At 72.1% G+C, this 24313-nt stretch carries 12 protein-coding genes; 7 read left to right on the plus strand and 5 right to left on the minus strand.

Going from position 1 to position 24313, the window contains the following annotated elements:
- Window positions 1–42: 42 nt before the first annotated feature.
- The 3 genes from ELI80_RS01815 to ELI80_RS01825 are packed head-to-tail and all read left to right on the plus strand — an operon-like array spanning window position 43 to window position 12166.
- Entirely contained in the window at window positions 43–6480 is a 6438-nt protein-coding gene (locus ELI80_RS01815; protein WP_236641279.1) for a type I polyketide synthase, read from the plus strand.
- A 2-nt stretch (window positions 6481–6482) separates the two neighbouring features.
- Window positions 6483–7451 (plus strand): glycosyltransferase family 2 protein, encoded by a 969-nt coding sequence (locus ELI80_RS01820; protein WP_136649279.1) that lies wholly within the window; start codon window positions 6483–6485, stop codon window positions 7449–7451.
- Window positions 7452–7453: 2 nt separating this feature from the next.
- The gene (locus tag ELI80_RS01825; RefSeq protein ID WP_136649280.1) at window positions 7454–12166 is read left to right on the plus strand and encodes a MupA/Atu3671 family FMN-dependent luciferase-like monooxygenase; all 4713 of its coding nucleotides are present in this window, start codon (window positions 7454–7456) and stop codon (window positions 12164–12166) included.
- 49 nt (window positions 12167–12215) lie between these two features.
- Here the strand turns inward: ELI80_RS01825 and ELI80_RS01830 are convergent, their stop codons facing one another.
- Entirely contained in the window at window positions 12216–13442 is a 1227-nt protein-coding gene (locus ELI80_RS01830) for a glycosyltransferase (RefSeq protein WP_136649322.1), read from the minus strand.
- Between the two features lie 116 nt (window positions 13443–13558).
- Here ELI80_RS01830 and ELI80_RS01835 point away from each other — a divergent pair, with 116 nt between their 5' ends.
- Complete coding sequence (locus ELI80_RS01835; RefSeq protein ID WP_143803190.1) at window positions 13559–14878, plus strand: oligosaccharide flippase family protein; 1320 nt, start codon at window positions 13559–13561, stop codon at window positions 14876–14878.
- Window positions 14879–15267: 389 nt separating this feature from the next.
- Here ELI80_RS01835 and ELI80_RS01840 read toward each other — a convergent pair whose 3' ends face one another.
- Window positions 15268–15948: a sugar transferase gene (locus tag ELI80_RS01840; RefSeq protein WP_236641284.1), complete on the minus strand. Its 681-nt coding sequence runs from the start codon at window positions 15946–15948 to the stop codon at window positions 15268–15270.
- Between the two features lie 203 nt (window positions 15949–16151).
- Here ELI80_RS01840 and ELI80_RS01845 point away from each other — a divergent pair, with 203 nt between their 5' ends.
- Window positions 16152–16952, plus strand: coding sequence for an SGNH/GDSL hydrolase family protein (locus ELI80_RS01845; RefSeq protein ID WP_136649283.1), 801 nt, complete (start codon window positions 16152–16154; stop codon window positions 16950–16952).
- A gap of 18 nt (window positions 16953–16970) precedes the next feature.
- Here ELI80_RS01845 and ELI80_RS01850 read toward each other — a convergent pair whose 3' ends face one another.
- Both ELI80_RS01850 and ELI80_RS01855 read right to left on the minus strand, forming a co-directional pair.
- Window positions 16971–17822 (minus strand): glycosyltransferase family 2 protein, encoded by an 852-nt coding sequence (locus tag ELI80_RS01850; RefSeq protein ID WP_136649284.1) that lies wholly within the window; start codon window positions 17820–17822, stop codon window positions 16971–16973.
- The gene (locus ELI80_RS01855) at window positions 17819–18823 is read right to left on the minus strand and encodes a glycosyltransferase family 2 protein (RefSeq protein WP_136649285.1); all 1005 of its coding nucleotides are present in this window, start codon (window positions 18821–18823) and stop codon (window positions 17819–17821) included. Before ELI80_RS01855 ends, ELI80_RS01850 begins: the two co-directional genes overlap by 4 nt.
- Before the next feature lie 105 nt (window positions 18824–18928).
- Between ELI80_RS01855 and ELI80_RS01860 the strand changes: the two genes are divergently transcribed.
- Window positions 18929–19696: a P-loop NTPase family protein gene (locus ELI80_RS01860; RefSeq protein ID WP_136649286.1), complete on the plus strand. Its 768-nt coding sequence runs from the start codon at window positions 18929–18931 to the stop codon at window positions 19694–19696.
- Window positions 19697–21199: a GumC family protein gene (locus tag ELI80_RS01865; protein WP_136649287.1), complete on the plus strand. Its 1503-nt coding sequence runs from the start codon at window positions 19697–19699 to the stop codon at window positions 21197–21199. It begins immediately after the preceding gene.
- Window positions 21200–21269: 70 nt separating this feature from the next.
- Here ELI80_RS01865 and ELI80_RS01870 read toward each other — a convergent pair whose 3' ends face one another.
- On the minus strand, window positions 21270–24251 hold the full coding sequence (locus ELI80_RS01870) for an amino acid adenylation domain-containing protein (protein ID WP_136649288.1): 2982 nt from the start codon (window positions 24249–24251) through the stop codon (window positions 21270–21272).
- Window positions 24252–24313: the final 62 nt, after the last annotated feature.

A 24313-nucleotide genomic window follows, 5' to 3' on the forward strand; every position in this document is an offset into this window, starting at 1 on the left:
AGCCGCTGCCTCTTTCACGTTTTTCCAAACGCGGTGCCGCCTGTGACACCTGAACCCGATTTCCTTGCCGATTCCGTCGGCGACATCGCGATCGTCGGCATGGCGCTTCAGGTGCCCGGCGCGCTGACCGTCGCCGACTTCTGGACGAACCTTCGCGACGGGGTTGAATCGATCACCCGCCTGACGCCCGACCAGCTGCGCGAGCGCGGGGAATCGCCCGCCCGGCTGGCCGATCCGCGCTACGTCCCGGCGGCCGCGATCCTCGAGGGGTTCGATCACTTCGACGCGGAGTTCTTCGGGCTCAGCCCCAAGGACGCGGCCATCATGGACCCGCAGCACCGCAAGTTCCTGGAATGCTGCTGGCAGGCGATCGAGGATGCGGGCCACACCCCCGAAAGCCTCGGGCCCGTGGGGGTCTTCGGCGGCTGCGGCATGGGCAGCTATTTCTACGTCAACGTGATGTCGAACCGCGACCTCGTGGACGGGACCGGCACGTTCCTTCTGCGCCACACCGGCAACGACAAGGACTTTCTCGCCACCCGCGTCAGCCACGTCTTCGACCTGCGCGGTCCGTCGGTGAACGTGCAGACGGCGTGCTCGACCTCGCTCGTGGCGGTCCACCAGGCGTGCCAGTCGCTGCTAAACGGCGAATGCGACGCCGCGCTTGCTGGCGGCGTCACGATCGAGCTGCCGCACGGGCGCGGCTATGTCTTCAATCCCAACGAGATCCTGTCCCCCGACGGCCACTGCCACGCCTTCGACCATCGGGCCGAGGGGACGGTCTTCGGCAGCGGCGCGGCCGTCGTCATGCTGCGGCGGCTGGAGGATGCGGTCCGCGACCGCGACCACATCTGGGCGGTCATCAAGGGCACGGCGGTCAACAACGACGGGGCGGACAAGGCGGGCTATCTTGCCCCGAGCGTCGGCGGGCAGGCACAGGCGATCGTGCAGGCCCACCACGCGGCGGGCGTCGGCGGCGACGGCATCGACTATGTCGAGTGCCACGGCACCGGCACCGCGCTGGGCGACCCGATCGAGATCGCGGCGCTGACCGACGCCTTCTACCGCACCGCGCGGGGGCAGGCTGCCGCGCGGATCGGGTCGGTCAAGACCAACATTGGCCACCTGGACACGGCGGCGGGGGGCGTCAGCCTCATCAAGGTCGCGCTGGCGCTGCACCACGGGCAGATGCCGCCCAGCCTCAACTACGAGGTGCCGAACCCCGTGATCGACTTCGACGCCTCGCCGTTCCGCGTGAACGACGCGCTGACGCCTTTCCCGGATCGCGGCCGGCGCGCGCGGGCGGCGGTGAACTCGCTGGGTGTCGGCGGGACGAACGCCCACGCGGTGGTGGAAAAGGCGCCCGAGCGGGCGGAGGGCGGCGAATCGGACTGGCCGTTCCAGTTGCTGGTCATGTCGGGCCGCAGCCGTGCGGCGCTCGACGGGAACGCCCGCGCCCTGGCCGCGCATCTGCGCGCGAACCCGGACGCAAACCTCGCGGATGTCGCCTGGACGCTGAAGGAGGGCCGCCGTCACTTCGACAAGCGCCGGGTGCTGGTCGCCCGCGACGCGACGCAGGCGGCCGACCTGCTGGAGGCCGAAGATTCCCGCCGCGTCTTCAGCCATGACCTGGTCCCGGCCGGGCCTTCGGTCGCCTTCATGTTCCCGGGCGGGGGCGCGCAATACGCGGGCATGGCACGCGACCTCTACGCCACCGAGCCCGAGTTCCGTGACTGGATGGACCAGGGCCTCGATATCCTGACCGAGCTGACCGGCACCGACCCGCGCCCGCTGTGGCTGCCCGAAAAGGGGGCGGAAGCCGAAGCGGACGCCGCGCTCACGCGGCCCTCGCTGCAGCTGCCGCTCATGTTCATCGTCGAATACGCGCTGGCGAAGCTGTTCATGTCGTGGGGCGTCCAGCCGTCCGCGCTGGGCGGCCACAGCATGGGCGAGAACACCGCCGCCTGCCTTGCCGGCGTGTTCGGCTTCCGCGACGGGATCCGGCTGGTGCTGCTGCGCGGGCAGCTGTTCGACCGGGTGCCGGCGGGCGGCATGCTCAGCGTGTCGCTGCCCGCGGCCGAGGCGATGGCCGAGGCGGGCGCGGTTGCCGCGGGCGGGCTGGATCTCGCGGCGATCAACGGCCCCGCGCTCAGCGTCGTGTCGGGCCCGGTGGAGCGGCTGGACGCGCTCGAGGCGTCGCTCACCGCGCGAGGTATCGAGTGCCAGCGGATCGCGATCGACATCGCGGCGCATTCGCGGATGCTCGATCCGATCCTCGACGAATGGCGCGCGTTCCTGCGCTCGATCCCGCTGTCGGAACCGGCGATCCCCGTCGTCTCGAACCGGGGCGGCGGCTGGCTGACGGCGGCGCAGGCGACCGACCCGGAATACTGGGTCCAGCACCTGCGTGGCACGGTCGATTTCGCCGCCTGCGCCGCCACGCTGAAGGAGGATCCCGCCCGCGTGATCCTGGAGGTCGGCCCCGGCCGCGCGATGAGCGCGCTTGCCCAGGCGAACGGCGTGCCCGCCGGCCGCGTCGTCAGCGCGCTGCGCCACCGCGACCACGCGATCGCCGACGACGAATGGTTCGTGACCGCGCTCGGCCGCCTCTGGGCGCTGGGCGCCGACGTGGACTGGGCCCCGCTCTGGGGCGAGGCGGCGCGCAACCGCGTGCCACTGCCGACCTATGCCTTCCAGAGCCGCCGCTACTTCATCGAACCGGCCGTGCCGCGCGTGGACGACGCCGCCGAGCCGCCGATGCGGCGCGAGGACATGGCCGACTGGGGCTGGCGCCCCGCCTGGCGGCAAAGCGCCCCCGACGTCGAGATCGGCGCGGACGGCCGCCCGGTCGCCGTCGCGGACGCGAACTGGCTGGTGTTCGTGGACGAAAGCGGGCTGGGCGACGCGGTCGTCGCGCGTCTGCGCGCGGCGGGCCAGCAGGTGGTCGAGGTGGTGCCGGGCGACGGCTATGCCGAACTGGGCCCCGACCGCTTCCAGATCTCGCCCGAACTCGGGCGGCGTGACGTGGACCTGCTGGTCGCCGCGCTGATGCTGCAGAACCGCCTGCCGGACCGGGTCGCGCATCTGTGGCTCGCCGACCCGCGCCAGACCGCCCGCGCCGGGTCGAGCCTTCTGCACCGGCACATGGAGCAGGGGTTCTACAGCCTTCTTTACCTTCTGCAGGCGCTGGCCGACGAGGGCGCGGAAAAGCCTCTGGAACTGGTCGCCGTGACCACCGGCGCGCTTGCCGTCGCGGGTGAGCCGGTGCCCTTCCCGGAAAACGCGCTGGCGCTGGGGCCGGTGGGTGTCGGCCCGCGCGAGCTGGACTGGCTCGACGCGCGGCTGGTCGACGTGGAGGCGCCGGGTCTCCTGCGCCCCGGCACCGACGACCGCGCCGACCGTCTGGTCGAGGACCTGCTGTCCTCGGGCGGCCCCCGCGTCGCCGCGTGGCGCGCGGGGCGGCGCTTCGCGCGCAGCTGGGTGCCATCGCCGCTGGCCGAGAACGGCGCGGCCGGGGACGTGCCGCAGGGCGCGGTGGTCCTGATCACCGGGGGCCTGGGCGGCATCGGGCTGACGCTGGGCGCCGATCTCGCCCGCCGCCGCGGGGCGAAGCTCGCGTTGCTGGCCCGTTCCCCTCTGCCGCCGCCGGAGGAGTGGGGCGCCCGGATCGCCGCCGATCCGGCCTCGACCACCGGGCGCCGCCTGGCCGCGCTGCGCGACCTGCAGGCGCAGGGGGCCGATGTAATGGCCGTCGCGGGCGACGTCGCCGACCGCGAATCGCTCGCCGCCGCCGTGGCCGAGGTCGAGCGTCGCTTCGGCCGCATCGACGTACTGCTGCACGCGGCGGGCCAGGTGGACGACGCGCCGCTGCTGACCAAGTCCGAGCGCGGGGTCGAGGACGTGCTGGCCGCGAAGCTGCACGGCACCCGCGCGCTGGTGGACGTCTTCGGGGCGAGGCCGCTGAAGCTCGCGGTCCTGTTCTCCTCCACCAGCACGGCGATCGCGCCGGCGGGGCAGGTCGACTACGTGGCCGCGAACGAATACCTGAACGCGGTGGCCGCGTCGCAGCCTGCCGCGTTCGGGCGCACCGTCGCGGTCGACTGGGGCATCTGGGCCGACACCGGGATGGCCGCCGCCGCGCTCGCGGGCGCGGGCGAAGGCGCCCGCCTGCCGGTCGGCGGCGCCCCGCTGCTTGCCACCCGCACCGACGGCCGCGACGGCGTCATCTTCGACGGCACGCTGTCCACGGACGACTGGATCATCGACGAACACCGTTTCCGCGACGGCGGCGGCGCGCTGCTGCCCGGCACCGGCGTTCTTGAGATCGCGGCGCAGGCGGTCGCGGCCAGCGGCGGGCGCATCCCCTATGCGCTCGAGGACGTGACCTTCCTCAGCCCCTTCAGCGTCGCCGAGGGCAAGCCGCGCGGCCTGCGCGTCACACTGACGCCGCAGGGCGACGGGCGGCGCTTCGACATCCTCGCGGAAACCGGCGAGGGCGGGGTCCGCCTGCGCACCGCGACGGGGCGGATCGTCGGCGCCGACGCGGGCGCGAACGACCGGATCGACCCGGGCGCGCTTGCCGCGCGGATGCCGCAGGGGGCTTCCGACCGCGGCCACCCGATGCGCTCCGCGCAAGAAGAGGTGCTGGACTTCGGCCCCCGCTGGCGCGTCCTGCGCAGCTATGCGCTGGGCGAGGGCGAGGGGTTGGCGCGGCTGAGCCTTCCCGACCACGCGCGCGCCGATCTGGACGCGGGCTGGCTGCTGCACCCCGCGCTCATGGACATCGCGACCGGCTGGGCGATGGAGTTGATCGAGGGCTGGTCGCCGCAGACCGCCTGGGTTCCCGTGTCCTACGGCCGCGTGACCGTGCGCGCACCCCTGCCGGCCGATGTGCTGAGCTGGGTCCGCAACGCCGACCGCAACCGGGCCGAGGACGGCTTCGCCCGCTTCGACATCACCATCGCCGCCCCGTCGGGCGAGGTGCTGGTCGAGGCCGAGGGGCTGACGCTCCGCCGGCTGGAGCGCGGGCTGGAAGGCGTGACGGCCCCCGGCCAGCTGGTCCGCGATGCGGGCGTCGAGGCGGCGCAGGATCCCGGCCGCCGCCGTCTCGCCCGCAGCCTGTCGCAGGGCATCCCCCGCGCCGACGGACCCGAGGCGTTGCGCCGCGCGCTTGTGTCCGGCCGCGCGATCGTGGCGGTGTCCAGCATGGACCTGTCGGCGCTGGTGGCCGAGGCGGATGCGCTGGCCGACACCCGGGCCAGCGGCACCGACGGCGCGGCAAACTTCGAGCGGCCCGATCTTGACACCGCGATGGTCGAGCCGCGCAACGACCTGGAACGCGCGCTCGCGGGCTACTGGCGCGAGCTGTTGGGCGTGCAGGCCGTGGGGGTCGAGGACAGCTTCTTCGACCTCGGCGGGCACTCGCTGTTGGCGGTGCGGCTGTTTGCGATGATCCGGCGCAGCTACGGCGCCGACCTGCCGATCTCGACCCTGTTCGAGGCGGCGACGATCGCGCGGCTGGCGGAACGGATCGTCGCGGAAACCGGGATCGACCCGGCCGCGGGCGACGGCGCCGAGGCGCCGGAACGGCCGCGGCTGGTCGCGTCCGCGCCCGCCTCGCGCTTCACGCATCTGGTGCCGATGAATCCCGGTCCGCCGGGCGGGGGCCTGCCGTTCTTCATCGTCGCGGGGATGTTCGGGAACGTCCTGAACCTGCGCTCGCTCGCGCAGCGTCTGTCGGCGCAGCGGCCGGTCTACGGGCTGCAGGCGCGGGGGCTTTACGGCGAGGACGCGCCGCACGCGAGCTTTGCCGAGGCCGCCGCGAGCTGCATCGCCGAGATGCGGCAGGTTCAGCCCGAAGGGCCGTGGCTGGTCGGCGGCTTCTCGGGCGGCGGGCTGACGGCGCTGGAGATCGCGCTGCAGCTGGAAGCCGCGGGCCACGAGATAGGGCAGCTGGTCCTTCTCGACACGCCGATCCCGATGCGGCCTGCCTTGTCCCGGCGCGACCGGCTGCTGATCCGCCTGGGCGAGATGCGCGAGCAGAAGGGCGCCTTCATCGGCGACTACATCCGCAAGCGCCGCGAGTGGCAGCGCGAGCTGCGCCGCCGCGCGCAGGGCCCGGCCCAGGTCGGCGCGCAGAGCTTCCACAACGACGCGGTCCACGCGGCCTTCCTGTCCGCGCTGCCGGGGTTCCGGATGCGGCAGTGGGACGGGCCGGTGACGCTGTACCGGCCACGGCTCGACCGGCGCTGGAAGGTGTCGGGCGACCGCTGGGTCAGCACGGCGCGCGAATATGTCACCGCCGACAACGACTGGGGGCCGTGGCTGCCGAACCTCAAGGTATCCGAGGTGCCGGGCGACCACGATTCGATGGTGCTGGAACCGTCGGTCCGCATCCTCGCCGCGCGGATCGCGCGGGAACTCGCCGCCGTGGACGAACGGGTCCGCGTCGCCGGGCCGCAGCTGCGCGGGGCCGCGTGACCATGGCGGGCAGCGTTCACACGATCATCCTGAACTGGCGCACGGCCGAGATGACGATCAGGTCGCTGGACTGCGCGGTCGCCGCGATGGACGGCATTCCGGGCATGATCACGGTCGTCGACAACGATTCCGGCGACGGCAGCTTCGAACGGATCTCGGCTCATGTCGCGCAAGCCGGGCTGGCCCGGGCGCGGGTGGTCCAGTCGGGGCGCAACGGCGGCTTCGGCGCGGGCAACAACGTCGCCATGTTCGACCCGCTGCCGGACGGCGGGGCGCCCGACTACGTCTACCTGCTCAACTCGGACGCGTTTCCCGAACCGGACGCGATCGGCGTGCTGCGCGACTATCTCGACGCGCATCCGGCCGTAGGCATCGCCGGCAGCCGGATCGTGGGCGAGGACGGGGTGCTGCACGACACCGCCTTCCGCTTCCCCTCGGTCGCGAGCGAGTTCGAGGGACCGGCCCGCACGGGCCCGGTCACGAAGCTTCTGCGCCGCCACCTCGTGTCGCGGCCCGCGCCCGCGAACGCCGAACAGGTCGACTGGGTCGCGGGGGCGAGCATGATGATGCGCCGCACCATGCTGGACCGGATCGGCGGGTTCGACGAGACGTTCTTCCTGTATTTCGAGGAAACGGACCTCTGCCGCCGCGCCGCGCACGCGGGCTGGCCCACCCACTACGTCCCCAGCAGCGTGGTCGAGCACATCGGTTCGGTCTCGACGGGGATCAAGGAGATGAGCCAGCGTCCCGGCTACTGGTTCGATTCGCGCCAGCACTATTTCCGCAAGAACCTCGGCGCGGCGGGCGCGGTCGCGGCCAACCTCGCCCATCTCGGCGGCGGGTGGCTGTTCCTGCTGCGCGCCAAGCTGGAAGGGCGCGACGACCGCCCGTCCGGCGGGCTGCGCGCCGTGGCCAGCCGCGGCCTTGTCCCTCGCCGCGCGCGCGGCCCTGTCCCCCGACGCAAGAGATGACCATGACGCCTCTCGACCTGCTGCTGATCGGCAACGAATCCCTGACCCGCGAATGCGGAGAGATCGCGCGCGCACGCGGCCACCGCATCGCCGCCGTGGTGACGCGTCACGCGGGCACCGCCGCCTGGGCGCGCGAGGCGGGGATCCCGGTCCACGCGCCGCAGGCCTTGCGGGACGGATCGCTCGACGGGACGGCGGTCGACTGGGTGCTGAGCATCGCGAACCTGACCCTGGTGCCCGATGCGGTGCTGGCGCTGGCGCGCAAGGGCGCGGTCAACTTCCACGACGGCCCGCTGCCGCGTTACGCCGGACTGAACGCGCCGGCCTGGGCGCGGATGGCGGGCGAGACGCGGCACGGCATCACCTGGCACCGGATCGAGGGCGGGATCGACGAGGGTCGCATCCTGGTGCAGCGCGACTTCGCGATCGAGCCCGAGGATACCGCCCTGACGCTGAACGCAAAGGCGTGGGAGGCGGGGCAGGGCAGCTTCGCGGAACTGCTGGCGCTTCTGGAAGCCGACGCGCCCGGCACCGCGCAGGACCTGTCGCGGCGCACCTTGTTCGAGCGGGCGAAGCGTCCCGCCGCCGCCGGTCGGCTCGACTTCCACCGCCCGACGGCGGAACTGGTGGCGCTGGTCCGCGGGCTCGACCACGGGCCTTACGCGAACCCGCTGCTGACGCCGAAGATCGCGCTCGACGGGCGGGTGGTCGCCGTGGGCGCGGCCGAGGTTGCGCAGGGGCAGGGCGCACCCGGCACGATCCTGTCGCGCGACGGCCAGGCGATCGTCGTCGCGTGCGCGGACGGCGCGGTGCGGCTGGACGCGCTGGTCGCGGCGGACGGGCGCGACGGGCTGCCGTCGCTGTCGCCCGGCCGGGTGCTGCCGTCGCCCGCTGCGGCCGAGGCGCAGGCGCTGGATGCCGCGGTCGCCGGGGCGGTCACGCGCGAAGCCTTCTGGCGCAAGCGCCTGATCGGCATGACGCCTGCCGTGCTGGATGGGCAGCCCCATGACGGCCCGGCCGATCCGCAGGAAACCACCGTCACGCTGCCGCGTCCTGTCAGCGCCGACGAGGCGACCGCCCTGTTCGCGGCGGCGCTGGCGCGGGCGGCGGATCTCGACGCCCACGACCTCGCGCTGCTGCGTCCGGCGGCCGCGCCGGGCTACCTGTCCGACTGGGTGCCGCTGCACGTGGACGCGAGCGATCCGGGCGTGACGCTGGGCGCCCTGGCCGCTCAGGTCGCCGCGGCGCGGGCGCAGACCCAAGGCGAGGGCTGGCTTGCCGACCTGCCCCTGCGGGTGCCCGAGCTTGCGGCGATGGCGCGCCCGCTTGCCGCCGTGGCGGCGCCGGGTGCAGCGGACGACGGGCGCGGGCTGACGCTGCATCTGCCGGAAGGAACTGCCGACCGGCTGGTGCTGGGCTTCGATTCCGCCCGGCTTCCGGCGCAGACCGTGGCGGCCTTGGGCCAGCTGATGTCCAGGCTCGCCGCATCGGACGGCGCCCTGCGGGCGGCCGAGCTGGTGACCGGCGACGACCGCGCGCGGATCCTCGGTCCGTGGAACGACACCGCGCGCGAGGTCGAGCCGGTGACGATGCACGCCGCCTTCGCGCGGCAGGCGGCGCTGACGCCCGACGCGACCGCGCTGGTGTTCGAGGACCGCAAGCTCAGCTTCGCCGAACTCGACGCGCGCGCCAACCGGATCGCGGGCGCGCTGGCCGGGCTGGGCGTCGGCCCCGACCAGCCGGTCGGGCTGTTCGCCGCGCGCGGGCCGGACCTGGTCGCGGGCGCGCTGGGGATCCTGAAGGCAGGCGGGGCCTATGTCCCGCTGGATCCCGCCTATCCGGCGGACCGGATCGCGCACTACATCTCGGACAGCGGCGCGGCGGTGATCCTGGCGGATGCGGACCTGACCGCGAGCCTGCCGGACCATCGCGCGCATGTGCTGACCTTCGACGATCCGTCCGTCCTGGCGCAGCCCGCGACCCCGCCGCAGGACCGCGCGACGGGCGAAAACCTCGCCTACCTGATCTACACCTCCGGCTCGACCGGGACGCCCAAGGGGGTCATGGTCGAGCATCGCAACGCCGCGAACTTCTTTGCCGGCATGGACGACCGGATCCCGCACAAGGCGGGCGATGTCTGGATGGCGGTGACGAGCCTGTCTTTCGACATCTCGGTGCTGGAAATCTTCTGGACGCTGTCGCGCGGACTGACCGTGGTGCTGGCGGGCGACGCGATGAAGGCGGCGGTCGGCGGCACCTCGGACGCGGCAGGCGCGGGCGCGGGCGCGATGGACTTCAGCCTGTTCTACTGGGGCAACGACGACGGGGCGGGGCCGCGCAAGTACGACCTGCTGCTGGACGGCGCGCGCTTCGCCGACGCCCATGGCTTCAAGGCGGTCTGGACGCCCGAACGCCACTTCCACGCCTTCGGCGGCCCCTATCCGAACCCGTCCGTGACCGGCGCGGCCGTCGCCGCCGTCACGCGCAACCTGTCGGTCCGCGCGGGCAGCTGCGTGGCGCCCCTGCACCACCCGGCCCGGATCGCCGAGGAATGGGCCGTCATCGACAACCTGACGAACGGGCGCGCGGGCCTCGCCATCGCCTCGGGCTGGCAGCCGGACGACTTCGTGCTGCGCCCCGAAAACACGCCGCCCGCGAACAAGACGGCGATGTTCGTCGCGATCGACCAGATCCGCCGCCTATGGCGCGGCGAGACGGTCGAGTTTCCGACCGCGAGCGGGGCGATGCACGGCGTCGTCACCCAGCCGCGCCCGGTGTCGAACGAGGTGCCGATCTGGGTCACCGTCGCGGGCAGCCCGCAGACCTGGGCCGAGGCCGGCCGCCACGGCGCGAACGTCCTGACCCACCTCCTGGGGCAGAGCGTCGCCGACGTGAAGCAACGCATCACCGAATACCACGCGGCGCTGCGCGAGGCCGGGCACGACCCGGCGGACTTCTCGGTCACGCTGATGCTGCACACCTATCTCGCCGCCAGTCGCGACGAGGCGGAGGAGACTGCGCGCGGTCCGATGAAGGACTACCTGCGCGCGGCCGCGGGGCTGGTGAAGCAGTACGCCTGGGCCTTCCCCGCGTTCAAGAAACCGGCGGGCGTCACCGACGCGAACGCCATCGACCTGAGCGCGCTGTCCGACGACGAGATGGAGGGGATCCTCGATTTCGCCTTCCTGCGCTACTTCAACGACAGCGGGCTGTTCGGGACGGTGGACGACGCGCTGGCGCGGGTGGCCCAGATCCGCGAAATCGGCGTGACCGAGATTGCCTGCCTGATCGACTACGGCATCCCGACCACCACGGTACTGGACGGCCTGCGCCCGCTCGCCGAGGTGGTGGCGCGGGTGAATGCGGAAGCCGGGCCGGCGCGGGACGACTTTTCCATCGCCGCGCAGGTGCGGCGGCACAAGGTCACGCACCTGCAATGCACGCCCAGCATGGCGCGGCTGCTGGTCGCGGACCCGACCGCGGCGCGTGCCATCGGCGGCTTGCAGGTGCTGATGCTGGGCGGCGAGGCGCTGCCGCCCGCGCTGCTCGCCGAACTGCGCGACCTGACCCGTGCGCGCATCCTGAACATGTACGGCCCGACGGAAACGACGATCTGGTCCACCACCGCCGACCTTGCCGACGCGGGCGGGCGGGTGACGCTGGGCCGGCCGATCGCGAACACGCGGCTCTACGTGCTGGACGAGGGCGGGCGGCTGATGCCTCCGGGCGTCGCGGGCGAGCTGTGGATCGGCGGCGCGGGGGTGGTGCGCGGCTACTGGAACCGCCCCGACCTGACCGGCGCGGCGTTCCGGCCGGACCCGTTCTCGGGCGGCGATGCCCGGATGTACCGGACCGGCGACCTCGTCCGCTGGACGGAGGATGGCGTACCGGAGTTCCTCGGCCGCGTCGACAGCCAGGTGAAGCTGCGCGGCCACCGGATCGAACTTGGCGAGATCGAGGCGCGGCTGGAAGCCCAGCCGGGCGTGCGCGAGGCGGTCGTGGTGGCCCGCACCGATGCCGCGGGCGGGGTTGCGCTGGTGGCGTTCGCGACAGGAGCGGGGGATCTTGACCCCGGGGCGCTGCGCGCCGCGCTGCGCGAGGTGCTGCCCGAGGTGATGGTGCCGTCGCGCGTCGTCGTGCTGCCGGAACTGCCGCTTACCCCGAACCGCAAGATCGACCGCAAGACGCTGGCGCGGATGGACCTGCCGGCTGCGGTGGCGAGCGTTCCGCGCGCCCCGGCGACCGCGCCGGCGTCGCAGGCGCCGGCATTGCAGGCGACGGGTGCCGCGGCCGCGAACGGGGCGGGGCTTGCGACCGACGCCGGCCAGCGCGACCCGGCCGCGTTCGAAGGTCAGGTCGGCGCGATCTGGGCGCGGACGCTGGGGCTCGACCGCGTCGGGCCGCGCGACAGCTTCTTCGCGCTTGGCGGACACTCGCTGCTGGCGGTGCAGGTGCACCGGGCGATGAAGGCCGAACTCGGCCTGCCGAGGCTGTCGATCACCGACATCTTCCGCTTCCCGGTGCTGGCGGACTTTGCCGCGCATGTCGGCGGCGCGTTGCCACCGAAGGCTGCGGCCCCCGCTTCGGCTCCGGCCGCCGCCGCGCCTGCCGCGCCGGCCGCCGCGGCACCGCAGGCGGCGCCGCCCGCCGCGCCGTCGCAGTCCGACGCGATGGCGCGCCGCCGCGCGCTGAGGCAGCAGGGACGGGAGCTGTAGGCGCGCGGACCGGCGCCGACGTCTTGCCCCGCCGTCCTGGCTCCCGCGATCAGGCCCCCGCCTGCCCGCAGGCGGCGGTGAAAAGGCGAGCGAGCTTCCCGGCCTCTGCCGCGACGTCGTGCTGCGCCAGCACGCGCTCTCGTCCCCGCAGGCCCATCGCCGCCAGGTCCTTCACCGGCGTTTCAGCCACGGCCACCATCGCCCGGGACAGATCGGTTTCGTCCCCTGCGGGCACCAGCCATCCGGTCTCGCCGGGCGTCACCAGTTCGGGCACCCCCGCGATCGCGGTGGCCAGCGCGGGGCGGCCCTGCGCCATTGCCTCCATCACCACCATCGGCAGGCCCTCGGCAAAGCTGGGCAGGACCAGCGCGTGGCTGGCGGCCAGCTGCGCGCGCACCCCCGCCTCGTCCAGCCAGCCCGTCAGAGTGACGTGGCCCCGAAGGCCCCGAGCCGCGATCAGCCCCTCGATCTCGGGCCGCAACTCCCCGTCGCCCACCAGCGTGAGGTGGATGTCGGCCCGCTGACGCGCCGCGGCGAGTGCGGGCAGCAGGGCGAGGTGCCCCTTCTGCTCGGCAAAGCGGCCGATCGCGACCAGCCGCAGCGGTCCCGCAGGCGGCCCCATGTCGGGCATCGGCGGCGGGTCGGGAAAGCGCGCGGGCTCGATCCCGCAGCGGACCACGTGGATCCTGTCCCAATGGCGGTGATCGACCCAGCGGCACAGCTGGCTGCGGCCGTAATGGCTGATCGCCACGGCAAAGCGCGCATCCGCCAGCTTGTCGCCCAGGCGAAGGGCGCGGGGGGCGTCGAACTCCTCGGGGCCGTGCGCGGTGAAGCTGTAGCCGATCCCGGCAAGGCGGGCGGCGTAGCGGGCCACGTCGGTCGAGTTCGTGCCGAAATGCGCGTGCAGATGTCGGATACCCAGTTCGCGCGCGCGTTCCGCGACGCGGCCCGCCTCGGCCAGGTAGGCGGCATGGCGGGGACCGCCCGCCCGAGCCGCCGCCAGCACGGCGCGGGCGGCGCCCGGCGCCCGGGCCGCGGCGCGAGCGAAGCTGCGCCCCAGCGTTGCGGCGCCGGCTTCAAGGACATGCTCGGTCCGCGCGTGTTCCGCGATGTCGTCTGGATCGACCAGCGCGCCCGGGTCGCCGCGCATGGCGAAGCGGTGGATGGTCCAGCCTGCCGTCTCCAGCGCGCGGATCTCGCGGCGGATGAAGCTGTGCGAGGGACGGGGATAGGTGTTGACGACGTATCCGATCGCGGGAGGGTCGCGGAAAGTCATCATCGCCTCGGACTTAGGTTTTTTCAGGTTGGCGTCCGGCTCGCGAAATGTCCATACAGGTGCAGCTTCTCCTCGCCACGACGCAGACTTGAAGGCTCGCCCCGGTGATTTCCCGCATGTTCACGTTCTGGCGCCGGGACAGCCTTGGCGGCCGCGCGCTGCGAAGCTCGACCTGGACGACGATGGGCTATGTCGGCACGCAGGCGATGCGGCTCGCATCGAACCTGGTGCTGACCCGCCTGCTGATGCCCGAGGCGTTCGGCACCATGGCGCTCGTCAACGCGCTGGTCATGGGGCTGATGATGTTCAGCGACATGGGCACCGGCCCCGCGATCCAGAAGAGCAGGCACGGCGACGAGCCCGAGTTCCTCGACACGGTGTGGAGCGTGCAGGCGCTCCGCGGCGTCGTGCTGTGGGTGTTCGCCGCCCTGATCGCGTGGCCGGTCGCCCGGTTCTACGGCGAGCCGATCTTCGCGCAGGTGTTCCCCGTGGCCGCGCTGTCGCTGGTCGTGGGCGGGCTGATGCCCACGCGCATGGACACGGCGATGCGACACCTGCTGGTCGGGCGGCTGACGATGCTGGAGCTGCTGACGCAGCTTGTGGCGATCGTCATCACCGTGGTGCTGGCAGCGTGGATGCAATCGGTCTGGGCGCTGGTGATCGGCGGGGTGATCGGCACCGCCGTGAGCGTGCTGGTGATCCACCTGGGCATGCCTGGCCACCGCAACCGCTTCCGCATCGCGCCGGGGCCGATGGCCGAGCTGATGAGCTTCGGCCGCTGGATCTTCCTCAGCACGATCGCGGGCTTCCTGATCTTCCAGGGCGACCGGCTGGTGCTCGGGCGGTACCTGACGCTGCAGGATCTGGGGATCTACAACATCGCCTATTTCCTGGGCAGCGTGCCCTCGCTGCTGGGCGCGGCGATCGCGGGGCGCCTGTTCATCCCGCTTTACCGCGACGTCCTGCCCGGCGGCGAGCCGCAGAACGCGGGCCAGATCGCACGCGTCCGGCTGCGGCTGAACCTGTTCCTGATCATGGCGGTCGCGATGCTGGCGCTCGGGGGGCCGTGGCTCGTGCGCGTGCTCTACGATCCCCGCTACGAGATGGCCGGGCACCTGGTGATGATGATCGCGCTCATCCAGATCCCGGCGCTCGTGACGCTGGGCTACGAGGCGGTGCCGCTGGCGCGTGGTGATTCGCGGCGGCTGTTCATGGTGCAGGCGACGCGTGCAGTGGTCTATGTCCTGTGCCTGCTGGTCGGCGCGCACAACTGGGGGCTCTACGGGGCGCTGGGCGGGCAGGCGACGGCAGGGGTGATTCTTTACCCCGTGACCGTTGCCGTGGCGCGACACTATCAAGCCTGGTCGCCGAGGACGGACCTGGTTCTGGCCGGCGCGGGGGCGTTGGTCGTGGCGCTCGCATGGGCCGTTCACTGAGGCAGGGCTGGCCGGGGCCGAAGTCGTCGGCGCGATTCCGTCGCTGTCGGCAATGGTTCGCGCATGGCACGATGTGGTGCTTTGTTAACCTATCATTTACTGTTGATCGGGCATAACCTTGACCTCAAGGAAAACTCCTGATCCGGGGCTCGACACCAGTGAATGCACCATGGCTACTTTTCCCAGTGGCCGCAGCCGCGACCGCGGCTGCGACCGTGGGCTGGTACTCCGGGTTCTGGTGGGGTGCGGCGGCCTATGTCGGCGTGGGCGCCGTGGTGCTGGTCGCGATGGGCGTGATCAGGGCGCTGTGGCATGACATGGACGGAAGCCCGGGGCCGTCCTTCACGAACGGCCCCGGGCATGATGTCAGGGACAAGCCTGTCAGGCGGTCAGATACCCGTGCCCCGCATGACCACCGTGGCCGTCTGCCGGATGGTCTGCAGGTCGGTCGCCAGCGAAAGAACGCGGTTGTATTCGGCATCGTAACCGGCGCGGGCGGCAAAGGTCGTGCCGTTCCGCTCGGACACCTGCCACAGCCCGGTCAGGCCCGGTTTCAGCAGGAAGTAGTCGGTTCCTGGATACATTGACTGCTGTTCGACCATCATGGGACGCGGGCCGACCAGGCTCATGTCGCCATTCAGGACGTTGAACAGCTGCGGCAGCTCGTCCAGCGAGCTGCGGCGCAGGAACCGCCCAAACGCCGTGATCCGGGGATCGTGGCGCAGCTTCTGCGTTTCCGCCCACTCGATCCGCGCCTGTTCGTTGCGGGCCAGGTGACTGGCCAGCCGCGCATCCGCGTCGGGAACCATGCTGCGAAGCTTCCACAGCCGGAAGATCCGGCCGCCGAGTCCCACCCGTTTCTGGACGTAGAAGGGGTTCGAGCCGTCGCAGCACACGATCGCCGCCAGGATGGCGACGACCAGCAGCACGAAGGGGGCGGCGAGCAGGACGAGCGTCACGTCCAGAACGCGCTTACCCGAGCGCCGATACAGACCTGTCCACGCCCCGGTTTCCCCGGCAGTGCCGTGGCGACGCGACGCGGATGAAGCATGCAGGTCTACTTGACTCATCATGATGGGCGAACCCCTTTAACCGCAGAACTTTAATAAAATACCCAACGTGGCGGTGAGGATGTATTACGCCGGGACATTCCTCGAAGTGAAGTAAAATGTTTCGCTTCGGGGGCGATCATGAGAAATTGAGTCGGCGGACTATCCTTTCGGATAGGTTCCCAATGGTTAATGCAACTTTAACGATAGTTAACGGTGACTAAATGCTTTTTTCTGGTGTGCTGGCAGACTCTCTCAAGGTCCTGTTCGTGGGCCACAGCCTCGTCGGGCAGGATCTTCCGCAGATGGTCGAGGGCGTGCTTCCACCTGATTCGCAAGTCGAGTACCAGATCATCGGCGGCTCTCCGCTGGAACTGAACTGGAAGGATCACAAGACCGCCGAGGGCATCGACGGCCGCGCCTTCATCGAGGAAGGTGGCGTGGACGCGGTGGTGCTGACCGAACAGATCCCGCTCAGGAACGCGCTGCGCTGGCATGACACCGGCAAATACTTGGGAAATTGGGCGGAACTGGCGCGCAAGAACGACGTTAAGCAGGTTTGGCTCTACGAGACCTGGCCCAACATCGACAGCGGCACTGGCAAGGAGATCCCCTACGACTCCGACGGGGCGCTGCCGTGGCGCGGACGTCTTGTGTCCGAGCGTGAAATGTGGGTGGAGGCCGCTGAGAAGGCGTCGCGCCGCTCGAAGATGGACATCGGGATCGTGCCTGGCGGCGCCGCGATGGCCCGCCTGACCGACGCGATCGCCGCGGGGACGGTGCCGGGGATCACCGACATCCATCAATTGTTCAGCGACGACATTCACCCGAATGATATCGGGTTCTATTTCCTAGCAATGGTGCATTACGCTGCCTTGACGGGAAATACACCCGTCGGACTCCCGCATCAGTTGTACAACCAATACGCACAGCCATTTGATGCGCCGTCACCGGAACTTGCAGCGTCATTGCAGGAAATTGCATGGGAAGCCGTGCAGGCGGGCACCGCCCCGGCGGCGCCTTGAACGCCGCGGCGGACGGGTTCAGCGGTTGCGTACCCAGCCGCCGCGCTGGCGTCGCAGCCGGGTGGCGAGGTTGATCGCCGCGTAGGTCACGAACCCGGCCGGGTCCGCTGCGGCAAGGCGGCGCAGCTCGGCCCGGCTGGGGCGGTCGGTGAAGTTCCCCATCAGCGCGGGATGCAGGCGCGCGAGCTCGCGCATCCCGTCGTCCTGCCGCCCGCGCACCCGCACCAGCGCGCCGAAGCCTTCGCTGATCGGCCAGGAATAGGTCGCGTCGACGAGCACCCGCTCGAATGGGGCGAACTGGCCGCGCACGAAGGCGTCGTCGGCGATGATGTCCGGGAAGCGGCCCCAACGCGCGCGTCCGGCGGCGTTCACGGCAAAAAGCCCCGCGCCGGAAACGCCACGCGTGATGAACGGCAGCGTCTGCCAGAAGCGCGCATAGCGGCGCGAGATGGCGGATGTCGCCGGCGCGACCTTCAGGCGCGCCCCGGCATAGACCGGCTCGGGGCGGTCCAGCGCCGCGAGCAGCCCGGCCAGGAGCCCCGGCCCCAGGACGATGTCGGCGTCCAGATACAGCCGCGCGGGCGACGCGGCCGCATCATCCCCGGCGTTCAGCGCCGCGAGCTTGCCGCCCGCCGCAAGCTCCACCACCGTCAGCGGCCAGCCCCGCGCCGCGAAGTCGCCCATGAACCCGCGCGCCGCGTCCGCGGTGCCGTCGCGGCATCCATTCGGCACCACGACGACCTGCAGCGCCCCCGCACTGTCTCCGCCCTGATCGAGCCCCTCTTGATCGAGGATCGACCGCAGGCAGGCGCCGATCCGCGCTTCCTCGTTGCAAGCGGGTATGATGATGCTGAGCCGGGCTTCGGTCATTTGTACTCGATCAGTCCGCGAGGCCGGCCCAGGCGCGAGCGGCGAAGGTGGTACTCGATCGCGCCCATCGCCTCGGGCAGCTTGCCGAGTGTGGTGAACGCGGCCTGTTCCAGCCCCATCCGGCGCGATAGCCGGGCGATCTGCAGGGGATAGGCCAGCAGCAACGCCGCTGCGGCAGGCGTCACGGCGGCGCCCGCGACCACGCCCGCGGGCAAGGCTGCGCCCCACAGCAACGCCCGCCGGGTCTCGGCGACCCAGTGGCGTTCGGGACCGGCGCCGTGCAGCGCCGCGCCCTCGGCGAAGGCGTGGCCGGCGCGGCGGGCCCGGGTCCACCACTGGCCGAACCGCATCAGCGCGGCGTCGTGGCGGGTCATCTCGGCGTCCAGCCGCTCGATCCGCCAGCCCGCGCGCAGAAGGCGCAGGCACATCTCGGGTTCCTCGCCGGCGATCAGGTCCTCGCGGTAGCCGCCGACCGCCGCGAGCGCATCCGCCCGCAGCATCGCGTCGCCGCCGATCGCGCGGGCTGGGCCCACCGGCGTCGCCCATTCGGCGTCGATCAGGCGGTTGTAGCGGCTGGCGTCGGGGTGACGCTCGCGCCGCCTGCCCGCGACGGCGGCAAGGCCGGGATCGGCGGCAAGGCGGTCCGCGGCAAGCTCGATCCAGCCGGGGACGACCTCGCAGTCGCCATCGACGAACTGCACGAAGGCGGGGCAGGCGGGCCCATCCATCAGCGTCGCGATACCCGCGTTGCGCGCACGCGCCGCGGTGAAGGGGCGCGACAGGTCGAGCTGCACCACCTCGGCCCCCAGCGCGCGCGCGGCGTCGACGCTGCCGTCGGTGGACCCCGAATCGACATAGACCACCCGGCCGACCCGCCCGACGAGCGAGCGCAGGCAGGTCAGGAGCCGATCGCCCTCGTTCCGGCCGATCGCCACGGCGCCCAGCGCAGGGCGGGGCGGAACGGCGGCGTCGTCGGGGGCGGGTGTGTCGGGAATGTGCATCAAGCTTGAAACGAGCTGCTGTTGTGTTGCGTCAGGCGATGATCGTATCATGCCCCGGTTATCCCGTCACCGCGGACCCGCAGGTCTGCCCCCCTTTGATCACGCATGACCCTCATCGCGTCCCTGCCCGAGCTTGCACCACCCGTGCCCCATGCCCCGCAAGCGCCGTCCGCTGCACATGCGCGGCAACCGTTCGCATGGACGGACCTGCGGGCGCTGCCGCTGCCCGCCGCGCCCGCCGTCAAGCGCCGGCTGCCGTCGCTGTTCGCGCCGCACTCCCCCGCGGCGGCACAGTTCGACGTGCTGCGGACGCGGATGCTGGGCGCGACCGAGGAACGCGGCTGGAAGCGGGTCGGCCTGACCCAGCCCCGCAACCGTCCGGCGGCGGCGTTCGCGGCGGCCAACCTCGCCTTCAGCCTCGCGCGGCGTCCCAGCCTGCGGGTGCTGCTGGTCGACCTCGACCTGCGCACGCCCCGGCTGGCGCTGGCGCTTGGCATCGGCCGCGCGCCGGAACTCGGCGCGGCGATGCGCGACGGCGCCGACCTCGTGCCGGCGGTCGGCCGTTTCGGCGACAACCTCGCCTTCCTCGGCAACGCGGTGCCCGACCCGCTCGCGGGCGAGACGCTGCAGGAGCCCCGGTCGACCGGGGCGCTGTCGGCGCTGATGTCCGACCTTGCGCCCGACGTGACGCTGCTGGTGCTGCCGCCGATGCTGGAAGGCGACGCGGGGCTGGCCGGGCTGCCGCTTGCCGACACGCTGCTGATGGTGTCGGACGGCACCAGCACCGTGCCCGCCGACCTGAAGGACTGCGACCGCCTGAACGAGGACGGACCCCCGATCCTCGGCGTCGTCCTGGTCGAGGCGGAGGCGTAGATGGGCCCGATCGGATCGTTCGCCGACCTGATGTCCATGCTGCGGCGGCGGATCGTGCCGTTCGCGGTGATCCTGTCGCTCGGCATGCTCGCCGCGCTGGTCAACGCGCTGTCGCAGCCCGCCGTGTTCGAGACGTCGACCCTGATCCAGCTTCGCAACACCGGCCTCGCCGGCGACGATCCGGCGGCGCAGGCGCAGCGGCTGCAGGTGATCGAACAGCAGTTGATGCGGCGCGACAACGTGTTGGCCCTGATCGAGAAGCACGAGCTGTTCAAGGACGAGTCCGCCATGTCGGACGACGACAAGCTGTTCGCCTTTCGCGACAGCAACCGCATCAGCATCATCGATTCGGCCGGCGGCGGCACCACGCCCGGCACCGGGCGCGAGGTCGCGGCGCTGCTGATTTCCAGCAAGGCCGGCACCCCGCGGCAGGCCGCGCAGGTCGCCAACGACCTTGCCGCCAGCCTGATCGCGCAGGACCGTGAGGAACGCACCCGCGGCACCGAGGAGGCGCTGACCTTCCTCAACGGCGAAGCCGGACGGCTGAGCCGGCAGCTCGCCCGGGTCGATGCCCAGATCGGCGAGGTCAAGAACGCGAACGAGGAATCGCTGCCCGAGGCGGCCGAGGCGCTGCGGAGCGAGATGGCGCAGCTGCGCGAGCTGCAGCTGGAGCTCGAACGCCAGTCGCTGGCGCTCGAGCGCGACCAGCTGGACGCGCAGATGCGGGCCGAGGAACCGGATTCCGAAGACGCCGACACCACGGTCGCGTCGCGGCTGGCCCGCCTCAGCTCGGAACTGACGCAGGCGCGCCGGCTCCTGCCCGACGACCACCCCGAGGTCCGCAGGATCCAGAACGAGATCGCATCGATCCGGTCCAGCGGCGCGGTTCAGACCGTGTCCCAGCTGGATCGCGAGGTCGCGCTGATCGAATCCCAGCGCAACGCGCTGGAGCGCCAGAAGCGCACCATCGCCGCCCGGCAGGAAGAAATCGAGCGGGCGCTGGAACGCGCGCCGCTGATCGAACAGGAACTCGCCGGGTTCCAGCGCCAGCAGGCGCAGCTTGTCCAGCAGCTTTCGGACGTGGCGTTGCAGCTGGCGCAGGCGCAAAGCCGGCAGTCGCTGCAGGACAACCGCACCAGCGGCAGCATGGTCGTTCTGGAAGAGGCGCGGGCGCCGGACTATCCTCTCAGCTCCAGCCGCAAGCGGGTGATGGCGATGGGGGCGGCGGGCAGCTTTGCGCTGGCGCTGATCGCCATCTTCCTGATGGAAGCGCGCCGTCCGGTGCTGAGGACCGCGGCCGCGGTCGAACGCAAGCTGGGGGTCGTGCCGATTGCGGCGATCCCGCAACTGCCCTCGCCGGCCCGGCGGGTCCGCCAGTCCAGCCGCTACGCGCTCGCCGCCGTCATCTTTGCGGCCTCGGCGGCGCTCGGCGTCTATCTGTACCTCGGCAGCGACGAGGCAGAGGACGTGGCGGCCACCCCGGCCGTCGCCGCGCAGGGCTGACGCCGGGCGCCTGCCGGGCCCCGACCGACGGACGCCCCGCCGTTGTCGCCAGGCGCGCCCGGTGATCCGATCAGCGAAGCTCGTCGGCCATCACGCGCGCGATGTGCTCGACACCCGGCTGTTCCAGGATGCCCAGGTGATCGCCCGGGATCGCCGCGAACCGCAGGTCCGGGCACACGCGCTTCCAGCCCAGGGCCGACAGGCCGGACCGTTCCGCCTCGCCCATGTCGTCGATGGCGGCGAACACCACGACGCGTCCGGGATAGACCGGCGGCCGGTAGGACGCGACCGAGGCGACGTTGGCGGCCACGAAGTCGGCCAGGATCGGCCGTTCCGCCCGCAGCCCGGTCAGGCGGCGCAGGTGGATGCGGATGAGCCCCAGCCCCAGCTGCGCCTCCTCCTTCAGCGTGGAACCGTAGTGGCGCAGCGCGCCCATCGGGCTGTTCCTGAAGCGGTTGATCAGCCGCCGCGCCCGTTCGTCGGTCGTGGCGCGGCGCTGCAGGCCCGGCCCTTCGGTGTCCAGAAGCGCCAGCATCCGCACGTCCCGCCCGCCCTGCCGCAGGCGCACCGCGACCTCGTAGGCGACGTGCCCGCCCAGCGAGATCCCGGCGATCGCCACCGGGCCGGTCGGGCGGAAGCTCTGGATCTGGCGCAGGTACAGCTCGGCCAGCTCCGTCACCTCGGTCGGCGTGTCGGCGGTCAGAAGCCCCACCGTCAGGCCCCAGACCGGGTGCCGCGTCCCCAGCGCCTGCGCGAGCGGGCGGTAGTAGTTGGCGTTCGTGCCCAGGACGTGGATCGCCAGGATCGGGATGCCGTCGCCATGCGGCTGGATCGCGACCAGCCGGTCGTCGGACGCCTCGTCCCCTGCCTGCAGGATGCGCGCCAGCGCCGCGGGCGTCGGCTGGTTGTAGATCGCGGGCAGGGTGGGGCGGCGCCCGAACAGCCCGGCCAGCCGTTCCGACAGCTCGATCGCCAGCAGCGAGTTGCCGCCTTGGTCGAAGAACGACTGGTGCGGATCGAGCGGTTCCTGCGCCAGCAGGTCGCCCATGATCCGCGCGACCTGCGCCTCGGCCGCGTCGGCCGGGACGCGCGGGTCGGTCCGGCCGGCGGCCGCCGGATCCCCGCCGGCGGCAAGGCGCCGCAGCGCGGCCGTGTCCAGCTTGTCGCGATCGTTGCGGGGCATGGCCGGCAGCAGGATGAGCCGGGGCGACAGCGCGGGCGGCAGTTCGGCGCGCAGCGCCGCCCTGACCGCCTTTTCGTCGGGTTCGCCGGCGACCCAGGCCACCAGCACGTCTGCGTGGGCCGCCACATGCGCCTCGGCCACGCCGGGCAGGCGGCACAGCGCAGCCTCGATCCCGGCGGGTTCGATCCGGTAGCCGCTCAGCTTCAGCTGCCGGTCGATCCGGTCGAGGAACACCAGCTCGCCGCGCGCGGCGGGCTGCACGCGGTCGCCGGTGCGGAACCATCGCCCGCCGCCGTTGGTGGCGCGGCCAAGGGCGCCCGGAAGGGCGCGGAACCGTTCCGCCGTCTGTTCCGGGCGCTTGAGATAGCCGATCCCGACCCCCGGGCCGCCGATCCACAGCTCCCCCGGCCGTCCCTTCGGCGCGGGCGACCCGTCGGGGGACATGACCGCCAGCCGCGCCGCGCCAAGTGGGCCGCCGATCGGCACGCTGTCGTGGCCCAGCGGTTCGCCGCGGTCGACGTGGATGGTGGCGGTTGCGGTCGTCTCGGTCGGGCCGTACCCGTTCATGAAGGTGACGCCCGGCGCGACCTGCCGCCATTTTTCCAGGCTGGCCGCGGGCACGCGCTCGCCCCCCACGATCACCAGCCGCAGGTTCGGCGGCAGCTTCCGCCCGGAGCCGTGAAGGCTGCCGGTCAGCAGGCGCCAGAACGCCGTGGGGATGTTGAGGACCGTGATCCGCTGGGCGTGAAGTTCGTCGACGAAGCGGTCGAGCGTGTCGAGCATCGCGTCGCTGCGCAGGACCACCGTCGCGCCGGCACGGAGGGTGGGCAGGATTTCCTCGATCGCCACGTCGAAGCCCAGCGCGGCGAATGACAGGACGCGGTCGCGCGCGGTCAGCCCGAAGGACTCGGCCACCGCGCGGGTGTGATGGTCCAGCGCCCCCCGCCCGATCACGACCGCCTTCGGCGTGCCGGTGCTGCCCGAGGTGAAGATGAGATAGGCCGGGTCGCTGTCGTCGGGCGTCTGCATCTCGCCCAGAGGGACGGGCGGGGCGCTGCCCCTGCTGACCACGGCCGTGGCGACGCCGGGCCCGAACAGCGCGGCGTCGGCAGGGGACGGGATCAGGACCAGCGCCGGGTCAGCCTCGGCGACCATGCGGTCGCGGCGGTCGGCCCCAAGGTCGGGTTCGAGCTGCAGGAAGGCGGCCCCGGTCCGCAGCACCGCGACCCAGGCGGCGACCGTGCAGGTGCCGCGCGGCAGGGCGACGCCCACGACCGCGCCAGGGCCGATGCGGCGGGCGAGCAGCAGGCGGATGATCGCGGCGACCCGCCCCTCGAACGCCGGGCCGGTCAGGTCCTCGCCGCTGGCCATGTCCACGCAGCCGCCCTGCAGCGGGCTGCCCCGCCCGGGCAGATCCGCGGGCCGGGTGCCCTCGACCGGGGCGAACCGGGCAGGGGCGAGGTCGGCGAGGTCGGCCAGGTCGGCGTCACGCCGCGCGGCGAGATCGCGCAGGACGGCACGCGCGATCGCGGCAATGCCTGCCGCATCCGGGTCGTCCGGGTCCGCATCGAACAGCGCGCCCGCCTCCGTGTCATCGTCGATGCGGACAAGAAGCGGCGGCATGTCGGGCAGATCCGTCACCCCGATCTGCATCGCGTCGCCGGCGGGCAGCGGCCCGAGCTGCCGCGCCAGATCGCGGGCGGTGAGATCGGTCCCGACCCGCGCCGTCCGCAGAAAGGTCTGCCCGTCCACGCGGACCGAGAAGGACACATCCGCCTGCCCCAGCCATCGGGACACCGCCACGACGGCGGCAACGATCACGCGGGTGGCGGTGGAACCGTCTGCCAGACTGGAACGGATCTCAATCAACTCGCCTCCGGACGCAGGTCGTCGCAGGTTCGAATCAACCTCCGGCAGTAATGCCCGGGCGG

Origin of the sequence: Paracoccus aeridis, assembly GCF_004923205.2 — a bacterium.
GTDB classification, from domain to species: domain Bacteria; phylum Pseudomonadota; class Alphaproteobacteria; order Rhodobacterales; family Rhodobacteraceae; genus Paracoccus; species Paracoccus aeridis.

What these genes read in the sequence shown, in the direction of transcription:
- ELI80_RS01820 (WP_136649279.1), top strand. Translation starts at nt 6,483, where the DNA reads ATGGCGGGCAGCGTTCACACGATCATCCTGAACTGGCGCACGGCCGAG.
- ELI80_RS01825 (WP_136649280.1), top strand. Translation starts at nt 7,454, where the DNA reads ATGACGCCTCTCGACCTGCTGCTGATCGGCAACGAATCCCTGACCCGC.
- ELI80_RS01830 (WP_136649322.1), bottom strand. Translation starts at nt 13,442, where the DNA reads ATGACTTTCCGCGACCCTCCCGCGATCGGATACGTCGTCAACACCTAT.
- ELI80_RS01835 (WP_143803190.1), top strand. Translation starts at nt 13,559, where the DNA reads ATGTTCACGTTCTGGCGCCGGGACAGCCTTGGCGGCCGCGCGCTGCGA.
- ELI80_RS01840 (WP_236641284.1), bottom strand. Translation starts at nt 15,948, where the DNA reads ATGAGTCAAGTAGACCTGCATGCTTCATCCGCGTCGCGTCGCCACGGC.
- ELI80_RS01845 (WP_136649283.1), top strand. Translation starts at nt 16,152, where the DNA reads ATGCTTTTTTCTGGTGTGCTGGCAGACTCTCTCAAGGTCCTGTTCGTG.
- ELI80_RS01850 (WP_136649284.1), bottom strand. Translation starts at nt 17,822, where the DNA reads ATGACCGAAGCCCGGCTCAGCATCATCATACCCGCTTGCAACGAGGAA.
- ELI80_RS01855 (WP_136649285.1), bottom strand. Translation starts at nt 18,823, where the DNA reads ATGCACATTCCCGACACACCCGCCCCCGACGACGCCGCCGTTCCGCCC.
- ELI80_RS01860 (WP_136649286.1), top strand. Translation starts at nt 18,929, where the DNA reads ATGACCCTCATCGCGTCCCTGCCCGAGCTTGCACCACCCGTGCCCCAT.
- ELI80_RS01865 (WP_136649287.1), top strand. Translation starts at nt 19,697, where the DNA reads ATGGGCCCGATCGGATCGTTCGCCGACCTGATGTCCATGCTGCGGCGG.